Origin of the sequence: Sphingobacterium sp. UBA1498 (assembly GCF_002325125.1) — a bacterium.
GTDB lineage: Bacteria > Bacteroidota > Bacteroidia > Sphingobacteriales > Sphingobacteriaceae > Sphingobacterium.
The window spans coordinates 132970-147466 of sequence record NZ_DCRG01000023.1 but is presented as its reverse complement, the minus strand read 5'-3'; the positions used below and the strand labels follow the sequence as shown (position 1 = coordinate 147466).

Genomic DNA, 14497 nt, shown 5'->3' with positions numbered 1-14497 from the left:
AGTTGAAGCAGGTATAATGACCTTAAAAAGCGCTAAGGAACGAATGTGTTGTTAAAATTTCTCTCTTACACTCTCTTATATTAGAAAAGGGAAGCCGAGGCTTCCCTTTTACCAAGTTTTAACAATGAAGCAAGTATCGATTGGCGTTGGCACTTGTTTAGATTCACCATTAAACTGAATAAATTTATGAAAAAAAATGCTATTTTCCGAATTAGCGTCATTTTTAGCTTGCTTTTGACAGGCTCTTACCAAGTCTACGCGCAAGTGGAAAATCCAAAACCTATTATAAATGCCTCTTTAACAGGTACTGTAATTGATGCCGTCACAAAAGAACCATTGCAAGGTGTTACGGTGCAACTTGAGGCTGTTACACACCAGGTGAAAACTGACAGTAAAGGAGTTTTTCAGTTTGTAACTGGACAAAAATTACCTTTTTCATTAATTGTATCTATTGTTGGGTATCAAACCCGTCATATTGTTATTGATCAATCTCCTGCAATAATCGAGCTTACGCCGCGGTTGGAAGCCTTGGATCAGGTGGTGGTCACAGCACGCCGTCGTAAAGAGCAGCTACAGGATGTACCTATTCCCATTTCTATTATTCGTGGAGCAGCACTTGAGGATGCAGGTGCCTTTAATGTCAATAGACTAAAAGAGCTTGTACCTACAGTTCAGTTGTATGCATCGAACGCACGTAATACGACGCTTAATATCCGAGGAATGGGCTCAACTTATGGTCTTACCAATGATGGGATTGATCCGGGAGTAGGGTTTTATCTTGATGGTGTTTATATTGCACGTCCCGCAGCGACTTGGTTGGACTTTATTGACATTGACCAAATCGAAGTACTGCGGGGCCCCCAGGGTACATTGTTTGGAAAAAATACAACAGCAGGAGCATTCAATATCACTTCACGTTTACCACAATTCACACCAGAAGCCAATGTGGAAGTGAGTTACGGAAATCAGGGTTTTATTCAGGCGAAAACTTCCATATCCGGACCTCTGGCCAAAAACTTAGCTGCGAGAGTTTCCTTTTCTGGAACACAGCGTGATGGCAATCTTTTTAATGTACACACCAATAGAAAGATTAACGATATCAACAACCTGGGTTTTAGAGGACAATTGCTCTTTACTCCATCTGAAAATATCAAACTGGTGCTTTCCGGTGATGTGTCGTCGCAAAGACCTGACGGTTATGGATGGGCCGTTGCGGGAGTGGTAAAAACACAGCGTGCAGATTATAGACAATTTGATGCAATTATCAAGGATCTTGGTTACGAACTCCCATATCAAAGCGCTTTCGAACGTAAGATTGACCTGGATACTCAGTCCAAAGCGGATAATAAATTGGGAGGAGTTGCATTGAACGCCGATATCAAGATTGGCGGGGGAACACTAACCTCAACTTCTGCCTGGCGGACATGGACATGGGTGCCGCTGAATGACCGCGATTACTTAGGGCTCCCTGTATATACAGTTTCAGCAGGTAATTCGGTCCATAACCAATGGTCACAGGAATTCAGGTATTCTGGAAAGATTAGTGAAAAGGTTAGCGGCGTTGTTGGGCTATTTGGTCTTTGGCAGGATCTTGGCACAGATCCCGTACATACCGAAGAAACAGGATCTGCGTTTTGGCGTTTTCAAAAAAGCTCGACGAGTGCACTGTGGCAGACTCCCGGCTTATTCGACAATTTTGGAATCAAGACCGTTTATGGAATTAAGAGCACAAGCCTGGCCGCCTATACACAGATTGATTGGGCTGTAACCCCAAAATTACACATCCTGCCAGGTCTTCGCTACAACTATGATAAAAAGGTAGCTAACTACGATAGACAAACCTATGGTGGCTTGCAAACATCAGACCCGGCATTGCTTGCGTTGAAGAACGGTGTATATACCAATCAAACTTTTGATGTCAATGCCGATGCCGACAATTTCTCTGGTCAGCTCTCAACAAGATACCGCTTCAATCCGAAGATAAATGCTTACGCTACATATTCCATCAGCTATAAGCCTGTCGGTATCAACGTCGGTGGATTACCGACAGCCAATGGAGCAGTGTTGCTGGATCTGGCCGAAGTAAAACCTGAGGCTCTCCAGCATAAAGAAATTGGTGTGAAAACAAATCCGACACGCAACTCACTGCTCAACCTGACGGTCTATCAAACGGATATAAAAGACTACCAGACCCAAGTGCAGACGCCCGAACCGGGTGTGAACCGTGGTTATCTGGCCAATGCCGAAAAGGTGCGTGTAAAGGGTGTTGAATTGGATGGAAATATCAATATTGGACATTTTCTCCGACTGAATGGAGCATTGGCTTATACGGATGCCAAATACGTCAAATTTACCAATGCACCTGTCCCTTTAGAAGAGGTTGGCGGAGCGCAGGCTTTTAAAGATATCTCTGGCGGCGTCCTTCCTGGTGTTTCCAAATGGTCTTGGTCGCTGGGTGGTGAAGCGAATAAAAGCGGTAAACTGATCGGAATTAATGGATCTTACTTTGTGGGCGCAGACCTCTTTCACCGTTCTAAATTTTCGTCCAGTTCTTCACCATCCCAATACCTAAATATTGATGCCTATTCGGTCTTGAACGCCAGGCTAGGATTCAGGGGATCGAACGGTATTTCGGTGTTTGTGTGGAGTAGAAATCTAACGAATAAAGATTACTATGAACAGCTGCTAGCGGCCCCGGGAAGTTATGGGCAGTACGCCGGAGTGGTCGCCGATCCACGAACCTATGGCGTCACGCTCCGATACAATTGGAAGCAGGGGAATTAAGTCCGTAATTCATATATATTTTTATCGACCGTCTCCATTTCATCATGGGGACGGTTTTTTGTTTTTGGGACAATATATATTTGCATCTTTTTTATATATGGAAATTTGTATCTTAAATCATCATTAAGGGGAATGATTTGCGTATGAACGAAAAAGAGCTTTTACAACACTATAAAACAAGCGGTGACTTGTCTACATTGGGGAAATTATATTCACCCTATATGTCTTTGCTTTATGGTGTATGCTTTAAATACCTGCAAGATCCTGATCGCAGTCAGGATGCTGTGATGCAGATATTTGAAGAGCTTATCCAGAAGCTTCGCCACTATGAAGTCGATAATTTTAAGAGCTGGCTGCACGTTTACAGTAAAAATTATTGCTTGATGCAGTTGCGTAAAGATAAGCGGACAACGCAGGTTGATATTGAAGACAATTTGTTTGAAAGCGAACAAAAGCTAAATGATACCAGTGAAACCAAATGGGAAGAAAAGGATTTTGAGAAACTGGAAGGCTGTATGCGAACTTTAAATCGCGAACAACAAGAGTGTGTACGCTTGTTTTATCTCGAGCAAAAATGTTATAAAGATATCGCAGATGTGACTGGATATGATTTGAATAAGGTCAAAAGTGCTATTCAAAACGGAAAGCGCAATCTGAAAATCTGTATGGAAAGGAAAGAAAATGGAAAATAATTATCAATTATCACGGATCCACAATTACATCCATGGTTTGATGAGTAAGGAGGAAATGTTTCAATTGGAACGAGAAGCATTGGAGGATCCTTTTTTACAGGATGCTATCGACGGTTACCGATTGCAAAATGGAGTAGATACGCGGCAATTGAGCCTGCTGCAACAACGTCTCACTCGTAGAGTGGAAGATACCGTTGCGACACGGCACGCCCAATATTTCACGTGGCAGCGTTTGGCCATAGGTGCTACCGCAGGCGTACTGTTTGTGACTTTATTGGCCCTGCTATATTTTAAACATTTTAATGGTAAAGCGGAGCGTACAACGGATGTGGAATTAAGTGAACCAGAGAACAAGGTGTCTGTTCAACCTTTGCTGGACGGGGGGGACGCAACACCGCGCGAAGGCTGGAAAATGTTTGAACAGTACCTCAATCAGAAATCAGGAGCTCCGGCAACAGGCGGAGAAATTACTGTCAATTTTATAATCGACAAGAATGGTGTTCCAACCGATATTCGTGCCGAGGGACAACCGGAGTCGTCACTCCTCGATGAAGCGATTCGACTGCTGCAGAAGGGACCAAAATGGCAGGGAACAAAAGGTCGGCTGAAGATCGCTTTCCCTGTCAAAGATGAAAAAAATCAAGCGCAAGCAAATGTGATTAAACCACCCCATTGTTTTGGAGTTGAAAAGAAATAGAGATCGATGTTTTAAATAACAGCCATTTTGTAAGAAATGGGCTGTTATTCTATAGGAGAGGAATACAGTTTATTCTTCCCAGCGAATCTTTTCCTCAATTGGTGTACGGTTCGGTTCACGTGGCTCAGACTGATGATGCCCTAAATAGAATAGACCAATACATTTTTGATTTTCTTCGAGATTTAAGAATCCACCCAAGTGATTGATTAAACCTGGGGTTGCCCAGTATCCGCCGATATTTAGCGAGTGCGCAGCTAACCACATGTTTTCAACTGCAGCAGCGGTACAGGCCAGCTCTTCCCATTCAGGAACTTCTCCCGTATAGTTGACAACAATCGCAATTGCAACGTTTGACTGGGTTGCTTTTTTACCCATGGTTATTTCTGTTGCCTCCGTATATTTCTCCGCTGGTGTTACCGATTTGTAAATGCGTGACAATTCAGCGCCTAAACGTTCTAACCCTTCTTTACGGAAGATCACAAAACGCCAAGGTTGTGTTCTTTTATGAGTTGGAGCTGCGTTAGCTGCTTCCAAAATATTCAAGATATCTTCTTTACTGACTTCTTCTTCTGTAAATGAAGCTTGAAATACGGATCTTCTGTAATGTATCGCTTGTAATACGTCGTTTTTCATTGTTAATTATTTATGCGTGTCTACTTTTTAACTGTATAAATGAACCCGTTGCACTCGGCTATTTGCTCATGAATTGGTATTGCTTTTAGGCATCGCAATGCCTTTGGTAGGATGAAGTCCAACTATGCTTTCTCTTCCCATAAAGATACAACATGTAAAATTGTTTTGACCGCTTTTTCCATATCCTGTACCGATACCCACTCTTGTTTTCCATGGAAAGCATGGCCTCCCGCAAAAATATTCGGACAAGGTAAGCCCATAAATGAAAGGCGCGAGCCATCTGTTCCGCCACGGATACTTCTCCTTTCGGCTACCATTCCTGCGCGGTTGATCGCCTCCATGCCGATTTCCATAATTTGTGGATGCTGATCCAGCACTTCTTTCATATTACGGTATTGTTCTTTTACAGCGAAAGTATACGTACAATTTGGATATTTCTCCACGATCGATTTTGCAATTTCCTCCAGTTCGTCTTCGTGCTTCTTGAGATTGGCGGTCACATGATCGCGTATGATAAATTGAATTTCTGCTTTTTCTACCGAACCGCTGATATGAACAGGATGTACAAAGCCGTCTTTTTTACTGGTACTTTCAGGGGAAAGTCTATCTTTCGGTAAGGCATCAATTACAGCACTGGCGATTTTGATAGCACTTTGCATCTTCCCTTTAGCAAATCCCGGGTGTACAGATACACCATGAATGGTCAAGGTAGCACCATCAGCTGAAAATGTCTCATCCTCAATCGTTCCCGCTCGCTCACCATCCATTGTATAGGCAAAATCCGCTGCTAAACGTTTTAGATCGGCTTTATCTACGCCTCTGCCAATCTCCTCATCTGGCGTAAAAAGTATTTTGATATCGCCATGTTTAATTTCAGGATGTTTCATCAATAAACGGGCGGCATCCATGATTTCGGCCACACCAGCTTTGTCATCAGCTCCCAGCAAAGTGGTGCCGCTTGCAGTAATGATATCATTGCCAATTTGATTGGCCAAGTCTGGATGCTCCGCATATTTGATGATAACACTACTGTCGTCAGGAAGTACCAAGTCTTGCCCCTGATAGTTCTTGTGTAACAAAGGTTTAACATCTTTCCCCGAAGAGTCCGGAGAAGTATCCATATGAGAACAAAAGCAGATAACAGGAACTTTCTTGGAACTATTCGCTGGAATGGTTGCATAGATGTAGCCATTTTCGTCCATAGCAGCGTCTGAAATGCCTAATGCTAACAACTCCGTTACCAGTAACTCGCCAAGGTTTTTTTGCTTTTCCGTAGAAGGGCATGTTGGTGAATTTGCATTAGACTGGGTGTCAATCTGTACATAGCGTTGAAATCTTTCGGACACCGAAAAATCATGTATGTTATTGATCTCAAATGTGCTCATTTTCTAATAGCCTTAATGTGATAAGGGTGGTCAAACTTAGATAAATTGCTTTTTATTTGCAATTTAATTGTGTTGCATTACAAACAAATTGTCCTTTATTAAACACATATGACGCTATTTAAATTTTTTCTCGTCGGCATACCCGAATACCTGCTGTAAAATATTGGTATTTCTACTGCCACCGATATTATGTCTAATTTTTGATTCTTGGTCAGCGACTTTGATAAATAAACCATCTATAGCCTTTTGGGTAACGTATGCCGTAAGATTTGTTTCCACTTTATTGCCTAAAGGGAGGTTATTGTAAGCTGTTGTCAATTGCGTCCAGTACTGATCCACATTGTTTGTACCCATGGCAGATTTAATGACAGGACGAAACTTGTCTGTTAATTCAGTCGATGTATTTGTTTTAAAGAACGTTGTCGCAGCATCTTCTTTGCTGCCCAACAGGATATTCGTCGCATCTGTAATCGTCATCTTTGAAAGAGCGTTCACAAATACGGGGGCAGCTTCTTTAACAGCTCCCTCCGCCGCTCTGTTCATACTTTGTATAAATTGATCGCATAATTTCCCCATACCAACTGCACGCAATGTTTTTTCTACCTTTTGTGCTTCTGCAGGCATTAGAATTTTTACCGTTGCATCCCCTAAGAAACCATCTTTCTTGGCCAAAGATTCGATGCTCATATTTAAACCATTTCTTAGAGCCTGTTTAATTCCTGATGAAGCATCGCTATTGGATACAGACGCTAAGGTGTTGTTTTTTGATGATGTTGCTGTAGTGCCTGAAGCAGACGTCGTTTTAGCACTGTCGGTTTGACCCTGATTTGCTTTTGCCAAAGCCTCCGTGATTTTCTTAAAAATCTGTCCTTCGCTTGTATTGGAATAAAGTAATGCTGAGACAAGTAGTGTACAATATAATAGTGGAAATTTCATCATGTTATTGTTTTGCTGCCAAAATTAGGTATATCGACTGTTAATATGTGTGAAAGTTTAAGCCAATTTCAGCCAACTCTGCAGATTGTCTAGAATCGTAGCAGATAGGCTACAGCGATGTGGAGAGATCGTACGGATGCCATAACTCCAAATCACTTTAATTGATACAATCCAAACGAAAACAGCAGGTCCTCATCGAACCTGCTGTTTCAGCGATCGGTTGTTGTTCACACAATATTATTTCCAGGAGAGTGTCGTTGCCACTGGGAAGTGATCTGAAGGAAATTTATTCATGTAAGTATCGGTGAGGATACCGTATTTTTTGACCTGAAAAGGTTTGGTGATAAAGATATGGTCAATGCGACCTGTTGGTGTGGTGCTTTTGCCCCAGCCATTGAAGGAGGAATTGGGTTCGTATTTGAATGGTGCCAATTCGTGTACGTCAGTGACGACTTTACTGTTCGCCAAGGTGAAATACGCCTCATCCTTTTCATCGACATTGAAGTCTCCAGTTAAAATCAACGGTAAATCTTTGGCAAACTCTTTTGCTTTTGCCAAAATCAATTTGGCACTTTCGGTACGTGCCGTACGGCCGATATGATCAAAGTGCGTGTTCATAAAGATAAAGCGCTTTTTGTTGGCCTTGTCTTCAAAAATACCCCAGGTGCAGATCCGCGGTAATGCAGCATCCCAGCCTTTATTCGGGTGTTCGGTATCGGTTGCTGAAAGCCAAAAAGTACCACTCTTTATAGCTTTAAAGCGATTTGAATTGTAGAAAATAGCTGAATGCTCACCTTCCTGAGCGCCATCGTCGCGTCCAACTCCCACGTAATCAAATCCAGGAAGCAGCTTTTTAAGATCTTGAACCTGATCAAAGAATCCCTCCTGAATACCAAAAATAGCGAAGCCGTGGTATTTGATCAGATTGGTTAACGGAACTTTACGGTCGTTCCAAAAGTTGTCCACATCGACAGTGTTTCTTTGGCGGATATTATAGCTGCCCGCAATAAATTCTTGGGCATGAGATAGAAAGGAAAGGCAGAGCGCTAAAAATAGAAAAAGACTTTTTTTCATGAATAGTTTCGTTTTTAAATGATGTTGATTTGTTTATGACCACGAAGTCGGCCTTCTATTTAATCGGCTGATTGTGGGCCATGACTATGTTAAAGCATTCTTATTTCTTTAATACACGGAGCAACATTTCAGGCTCGTCCGTTGTAATAAAATCAATATTCTGATTGATTAAATTGGTCATCTCCTCAGCAGTATTCACTGTCCATGCGTTCACTTTCATACCAAGTTGATGTGCATCTTTCAACCATGTGCCATTCTTTTTGAAAACTGAAAAGTGATAATCCAATCCATTTATTCCGGCAGCCTTTACCTCAGCCGGAGATTTGTCACCCGTAAGGTATTGGATATTGGCCTTTGGAGCCATCTCGTGAATCTTCTGACAAGCCTCAAAACTAAAAGAAATATAGTCAGTGACCTTCTCTGCTTTTAATTTTTTAACCATTTCCACCGTTTTTGTTGTCGCTTCAAGTGTACGCTCTAGGCCGAGCTTATTGGTTTTCAATTCAAGGATAAGACGCAAGCCTTTCAATTTTTTTCCAGCATGAAGATATTCTTCCAATGTAGGAATAGATTCGCCGTTAGGGTGCTTCTTTTCCAAGAGTTCTTTGTACGTTGCTGTAGCAATATCAATACCATAGAAATCATTGTCATGGTTGACAACCAGTATGTTGTCTTTGGTCAAATGCACATCAAACTCAGACCCAAAAAGCTTGAGATCGTGAGCCGCAGTTAAAGATGCAATTGAATTTTGGGGAAGGTGGCTGTTTTTCCATACGCCACGATGCGCAATGGCTTTTGTTTGTGCAAATAATGCCGAGGATGAGATCACCATGGCTAGCGTAAGGCAACTAAAAATATGTTTTTTCATGCTATAATTATGTAGGAGTGTTTGTTTTAAACGGTATAAATTATCCGTTTCACTCGTTGATTTATTCCTGTTTTCGGACACTTAATCTGAAAGATTATCTTGTAAACCGCATAAGAGCACCACTGATCATATCATCATTTCTCGCGAATAATTTTTAAAGCTGACGTTATAGAAAGCAAAAAAGTGGTACTTTTTATCTCAATGTACAAGATCTAAAGTACCACTTTTATATTTAGTAATTGTTAAGTGTAATTTATTTTTTACCATTCCATTCGGCTATAAACTCATCAAGGAAGTTGAGCATATAATCATGGCGATGCGCTGCTATTTTTTTCGCAGCCTCTGTATTCATTTTATTCTTTAGCAACAACAGTTTTTCGTAGAAATGATTGATTGTAGGGGCCTCTGAATGTTTGTATGCTTCTTTATCCTTATATTCCTGCACAGGAATGTTAGGGTTATACATCTCACGTCCCTTGTTTCCGCCAAAGCTGAATGCGCGGGCAATACCAATTGCTCCGATGGCATCCAGACGATCAGCATCCTGCACGATCTCCATCTCTTTCGAATGGAATGACACTTCGCCTAAGCTTGCTTTGAAAGACATGTTGAAGATAATTTTTTTGACATGGTCAATGATCTCAGGCGAAATTTCTAGACTTGCCAAAAATTCTCCGGCAACACGAGGGCCTACAGTTTCGTCGCCATCATGAAACTTACTGTCAGCGATGTCATGTAATAGCGCGGCTAATTCGCAGACCATGACATCCGCCGTTTCATTTTCTAAAATTAACTTCGTATTGTTCCATACGCGTTGAATATGCGACCAATCGTGGCCTGCTTCTGCAAATTTCAATCGGTCTTGCACAAATGCTACTGTGCGCTCAATAATGTTATTCATACAATACTTTTGTTTTTTCGCGAGTACCCTCGTATAATTCGTATTCTAATAATCTACAATCTAACTTACCATTATAAAACTCTATCCTTCGGGATGCACGCAGCCCAATTTTCTTTGCCAAATCTGGATTCCCTGTAAATATATAGCCTCTATACCCTTTGCACTCCTGCTTCATGAAATCCCCCATACGCTTGTAGGTAATTTCCAGTTTGCTGTGCGTGCCTAGGCGTTCACCGTATTCAGGATTGAATAAAATAACGCCACCTTCCTCTTTAGGAACGTGTGTTTCGGCAAAATCGCATACTTCAAATGAAATTAATTGTTCCACGCCGGCAGTTCTGGCATTCATCTTGGAAACATTGATCGCCTCTTCCGAAATATCACTTGCAATAATTTGTGGGGCCGCCTTTTTATTGATTTGATCTTTAAGTAGTCTGCGCTCCTGGAAGAACACAGTTTCATCATAACCGATGAAATGCATAAAAGAGTAATTCATGCGCAGCAAACCCGGTTTCCTATTTGTTGCAATCAGAGCGGCTTCAATCGCTAAAGTTCCGGAACCGCACATCGGGTTTACAAATGGAGCATTGCCATCCCATTTGGATGCCATAATTGTTGAGGCTGCAAGAGCTTCCAGCATCGGAGCTTTTCCAGGAATCTTGCGATAACCATGTTTTGCTAGGGTCTCACCGGAAGTATCTATGAAAATTTCTGCGCGGTCATCTTTCCAATACAGGTGTACAACAGCCTTATTGTTGTCTGGACCTGAATTAGGACGCATGCCCTTTTTTTCCTTGATGCGGTCCACGATAGCATCTTTAACCTTTACGTTTGCAAATAAAGGAGTGCTGATTGTTTCATTGTCCACATTGGAGCTGACCGAGAAGTATCCATCAAATTGAATGAGTTCTTCCCAGGCAATTTGACTCAATTGTTCATAAAGCTCCGTGGGATTATTGGCTGTAAACTCTTTTAACGAATACAAAATCTGAGAGGCTGTACGTAGATTCAGATTCAGCTTGATCGTATCATTTATACTGACCTTTAATTCTACTCCTGTGGGAAATGCCCTGACAATGTCAAAACCTAACTCTTTAACTTCCTGCTGCAAATAAGGTGATAAGCGCTTATTGCACGTTATAATAACTTTATTGGGGGTGTTGAAAACTTCCATCATATTTTGTACAAAGTTAATTAAACTCTTCCTCAAAAATTGCTTAATTTTACGCTTTAATATTTATTTTTTTGATTATGGAAATTAGAGGAAAAGTACACGAGATAGGAGCGACACAACAAGTGACAGAATCATTCAAAAAACGCGATATGATTGTAGCTTATGCCGAAAACCCACAATTTGTTGAGTATATCCGTTTTGAAGCTACACAAGACAGAACGTCAATTTTTGATAACCTAGCGATTGGTGAAGAGGTAGAAGTATCTTTTAATCTTCGTGGTCGTCCTTGGACTAATAAAGATGGTGTAACAACTTATTTTAACTCATTGGTAGCATGGCGTGTAACAAAATTAGGTAATGCTGCTCCAGCACCTTCTTCCCCAGGTTACGCAGATATGCCTGCTCCTGTAGATTTAGCGGGTTCATCAGATGACGATGATCTACCATTCTAATCGGAATAGGATTTGTGCACTGCTCGCGGTAGCAAATAGATTATTTAAACTGTAAGCAATACAGTTATCTACAATAAAAAAGGCTTCCTCAAGAAGCCTTTTTTATAATACAGATAGCCCGATACCAACCGCTACTTTTCTTGGCGCTGAAATTGCTTGCTGTTGGATGTCTTAAATCAAAAAATAACAGCTATGAAATTACCCGTATTCTATTTTTGCTTAGCAGCGATTTCGCTAAGTGCATGCAATCAAACCTCAAAAAATAGTCAGCAAGCCGCTGCAGATTCTGCTGCCCACGAGACTGTTGCGGTGGATACTTTCCATACATCACGCAATTCACTCGATTGGCATGGTACTTACGAAGCTACTATTCCCTGTGCCGACTGTGAGGGAATCAAAACCAACATTACCTTAAAAAATAACAATACGTTCACTATTGTGAGTGAATATATAAATAAAAATACCAAGGTAGAGGACAGTGGCAAAGTCATGTGGCACGACAAAGGGGCCGTCGTTCATCTGACAGGGAAAGAAACCAATATGAAATTAAAAGTTGGGGAAAATAAGTTGATCGGGCTGGATCAGGAAGGTCATGAGATCGAAGGTCCCAACGCACATCTTTATGTATATAATAAGGTCGAAGGAGAAAAATTGTAAAGCAAAATTTCCTTGCTTGACTTATCCACTGACATATTTGCCATACGGGATTTTCCGTAGTAAATAGGTCAGCAGCGCACTTGCCAACAGCGTGCTCACTGTTGCAGTCGGTATTTTCCACAAAGTGGACAGTGGAAGCAAAGGATGGATGTAGTTAAGCAACAATATATGACATAAGTAAATACCAAAGCTGTGCCTATCAATAAATTCCCAGAATACATGGAGGTTTTCTGGGAGTTTAAGCCGTTGAACAAATACAAATAGAAAGCCTGCGCTCAAAGCGATATTTGGCGAAAGGTAATTGTAAAGTGTTGGATCAAATTCCCCTCGTGACACACTTAAATAATATGTTCCAGCAGTAGTCATCAAACAGCAGATCAGGAAAAATGTAGAACTCGGTAATTTTCCCATCTGGATGGGATAGTTGCGCAAGTAATGGCCTAAAACCAGATAACCCATATACCCCGAGAAAAAAGTTAGGTCAAAATTAGGCAGGTAGCTATTAAACCATTTATTCATGAAAAATAAGGAAGCAAACCAAAGTCCCAAAAAGATCTCGATTTCTTTTTTACTGCAGTTGCCTACAATTTTACGGATAAAAGGAACTGCCAGGTAGAGGCCAAGGATCATATATAGATACCATAGGTGGGCATTGGTTCCTGATTTTAAGCGAATTAACACAATGTTGATAACTTGTGGAAAACCGATGTAGTCAAAATCAATGTAACGAATGAAATAGTAGACCAGATAAACGATACTCCAAAAAAGAAAGGGCGGAACAATTTTTAACAGACGTTTTCGATAAAATTCGCCCGTGCTTTCGTCTTTCTGTAAAAGCAGGGCGCCTGAGATGATGACAAACAGCGGTACTGCAAAGCGCGAAAAGCTGTTAAGCCAATTGGCATATTTCCAATCGAATGACTGAAATTCATTACTATTCAGATAACCTGAAGAGGAATGAATCAAGATAACGAGCAATATCGCCACAATACGTAGTACACTGATATAACTGGTTCGCGCCATTTGATTTTGCTATTTTTTACTAGCGTTTATTGTCGTAGACTTTCAAATAAAGGAAGGTTAGGAGTGCTCCAATGGTCGCCATGCCCACGCCAACAAGTGACGGCGCATTATACGCCAAACCCAAGGTTATTGGAATTCCACCTAAAAATGCTCCCAAGGTATTTCCGAGGTTAAAGGCAGCCTGACCACCTGCTGCCGCCAACGTGGCGGCCTCTTTCGAAGCACGGATCAGCATGAGCTGGGTCGGTGAACCAATGGTAAACGACACTAATCCGGTGATAAATGCTAACGGGTAAGCTGTCCATTCCAAAGGCGATATAAAATAAACCATCACAAGGCAAAGCGCCATGGCTGAAAAGCTCGCGATAGCTGCTTTGGTTGGTGAAATGGTGTCGGCTAATTTACCACCAATAAGGTTTCCAAAAAACATACCAACGCCGATCAGAATCATAATTAGTGGTACGCGATCAGCAGCGATGCCCGATACATTGGTCACTAATGGGGCGATGTAACTGATCCAGGCAAAAAGACCACCGGTACCAATGGCGATGATTGCCATTAACAGCCAGGCAATTTTTTTATTGAAGAAGTTGAGTTGGCTAAAAATATTATTTCCTTTCGCGGCTTCAATTTTTGGCATCCAGACATAAATCGCGGCAAAAGTGATTAATCCCAGTATGCTGATGATTCCATAAGTCAAACGCCAGGAATAATGATGACCCAGGTAGGTGCCCAATGGTACGCCCGCTAAATTAGCAATCGTCATTCCCGTAAACATAATGGAGATAGCCTGCGCTTCTTTTCCTTTTGGAGCCAGTCTGGCCGCAACGACAGAACCGACACCAAAGAAAGCACCATGCGGAAGTCCAGCCATAAACCGGGAGAGACTGATCAAAAACTGTCCCGGTGCGATGCTAAAAAGGCCATTAAAGATAAAAAATAGCAGCATTAAAAACAGCAATACCTTCTTTGGAGGATATTTACCCGTAAATAGTACTAATGTAGGGGCACCGACAACAACACCTAGTGCATAGAGTGCAATCAGATGGGCGGCTGTAGGGATCTCGATATGAAGATCTTGGGCAATATCCGGCAAAATTCCCATCATCGTGAATTCGGTCATTCCGATGGCAAGTCCGCCAAATGCCAAAGAAATAATTCCTTTGTTCATTGTGTTTTAAGGTTGAGGTTGTACGATAATGGTACGAAGATAATAAATAG

Annotated in this window: 14 protein-coding genes; 5 read left to right on the top strand and 9 right to left on the bottom strand. The window is 41.5% G+C overall.

Annotated elements, in window-relative coordinates:
- The first annotated feature begins 186 nt into the window (after nucleotides 1-186).
- The 3 genes from B3139_RS13845 (at nucleotide 187) to B3139_RS13835 (ending at nucleotide 4173) form a co-directional block, all read left to right on the top strand.
- Nucleotides 187-2784 (top strand): TonB-dependent receptor, encoded by a 2598-nt coding sequence (locus B3139_RS13845; RefSeq protein ID WP_293884048.1) that lies wholly within the window; start codon nucleotides 187-189, stop codon nucleotides 2782-2784.
- A 143-nt stretch (nucleotides 2785-2927) separates the two neighbouring features.
- Entirely contained in the window at nucleotides 2928-3476 is a 549-nt protein-coding gene (locus tag B3139_RS13840) for an RNA polymerase sigma factor (RefSeq protein ID WP_209578108.1), read from the top strand.
- Nucleotides 3466-4173: a hypothetical protein gene (locus B3139_RS13835; RefSeq protein ID WP_293884045.1), complete on the top strand. Its 708-nt coding sequence runs from the start codon at nucleotides 3466-3468 to the stop codon at nucleotides 4171-4173. The genes B3139_RS13840 and B3139_RS13835 overlap by 11 nt, the downstream gene beginning before the upstream one ends.
- A 69-nt stretch (nucleotides 4174-4242) precedes the next feature.
- Here B3139_RS13835 and B3139_RS13830 read toward each other — a convergent pair whose 3' ends face one another.
- The 7 genes from B3139_RS13830 to B3139_RS13800 form a co-directional block, all read right to left on the bottom strand.
- Entirely contained in the window at nucleotides 4243-4806 is a 564-nt protein-coding gene (locus B3139_RS13830; protein ID WP_293884043.1) for a nitroreductase family protein, read from the bottom strand.
- Between the two features lie 122 nt (nucleotides 4807-4928).
- A complete protein-coding gene (pepT, locus tag B3139_RS13825) occupies nucleotides 4929-6191 on the bottom strand; it encodes a peptidase T (protein ID WP_293884041.1) in 1263 nt (420 codons plus the stop codon).
- A 114-nt stretch (nucleotides 6192-6305) separates the two neighbouring features.
- Nucleotides 6306-7130, bottom strand: coding sequence for a DUF4197 domain-containing protein (locus B3139_RS13820; protein WP_293884039.1), 825 nt, complete (start codon nucleotides 7128-7130; stop codon nucleotides 6306-6308).
- A gap of 234 nt (nucleotides 7131-7364) precedes the next feature.
- Complete coding sequence (locus tag B3139_RS13815) at nucleotides 7365-8201, bottom strand: endonuclease/exonuclease/phosphatase family protein (RefSeq protein ID WP_293884037.1); 837 nt, start codon at nucleotides 8199-8201, stop codon at nucleotides 7365-7367.
- Nucleotides 8202-8301: 100 nt separating this feature from the next.
- Nucleotides 8302-9069 (bottom strand): glycerophosphodiester phosphodiesterase, encoded by a 768-nt coding sequence (locus tag B3139_RS13810; RefSeq protein WP_293884035.1) that lies wholly within the window; start codon nucleotides 9067-9069, stop codon nucleotides 8302-8304.
- Between the two features lie 253 nt (nucleotides 9070-9322).
- Entirely contained in the window at nucleotides 9323-9970 is a 648-nt protein-coding gene (locus tag B3139_RS13805; RefSeq protein WP_209578115.1) for an HD domain-containing protein, read from the bottom strand.
- Entirely contained in the window at nucleotides 9963-11144 is a 1182-nt protein-coding gene (locus B3139_RS13800; protein WP_209578269.1) for a THUMP domain-containing class I SAM-dependent RNA methyltransferase, read from the bottom strand. The genes B3139_RS13805 and B3139_RS13800 overlap by 8 nt, the downstream gene beginning before the upstream one ends.
- A 77-nt stretch (nucleotides 11145-11221) precedes the next feature.
- Between B3139_RS13800 and B3139_RS13795 the strand changes: the two genes are divergently transcribed.
- Both B3139_RS13795 and B3139_RS13790 read left to right on the top strand, forming a co-directional pair.
- A complete protein-coding gene (locus B3139_RS13795; protein ID WP_070570272.1) occupies nucleotides 11222-11596 on the top strand; it encodes a DUF3127 domain-containing protein in 375 nt (124 codons plus the stop codon).
- A 192-nt stretch (nucleotides 11597-11788) separates the two neighbouring features.
- A complete protein-coding gene (locus B3139_RS13790; RefSeq protein WP_293884030.1) occupies nucleotides 11789-12253 on the top strand; it encodes a copper resistance protein NlpE in 465 nt (154 codons plus the stop codon).
- Between the two features lie 21 nt (nucleotides 12254-12274).
- On the opposite strand, the gene B3139_RS13785 is transcribed toward B3139_RS13790, so the two are convergent.
- The gene (locus tag B3139_RS13785) at nucleotides 12275-13276 is read right to left on the bottom strand and encodes an acyltransferase (protein ID WP_293884028.1); all 1002 of its coding nucleotides are present in this window, start codon (nucleotides 13274-13276) and stop codon (nucleotides 12275-12277) included.
- Between the two features lie 19 nt (nucleotides 13277-13295).
- Nucleotides 13296-14447, bottom strand: coding sequence for an MFS transporter (locus B3139_RS13780; protein ID WP_293884026.1), 1152 nt, complete (start codon nucleotides 14445-14447; stop codon nucleotides 13296-13298).
- Nucleotides 14448-14497 lie beyond the last annotated feature (50 nt).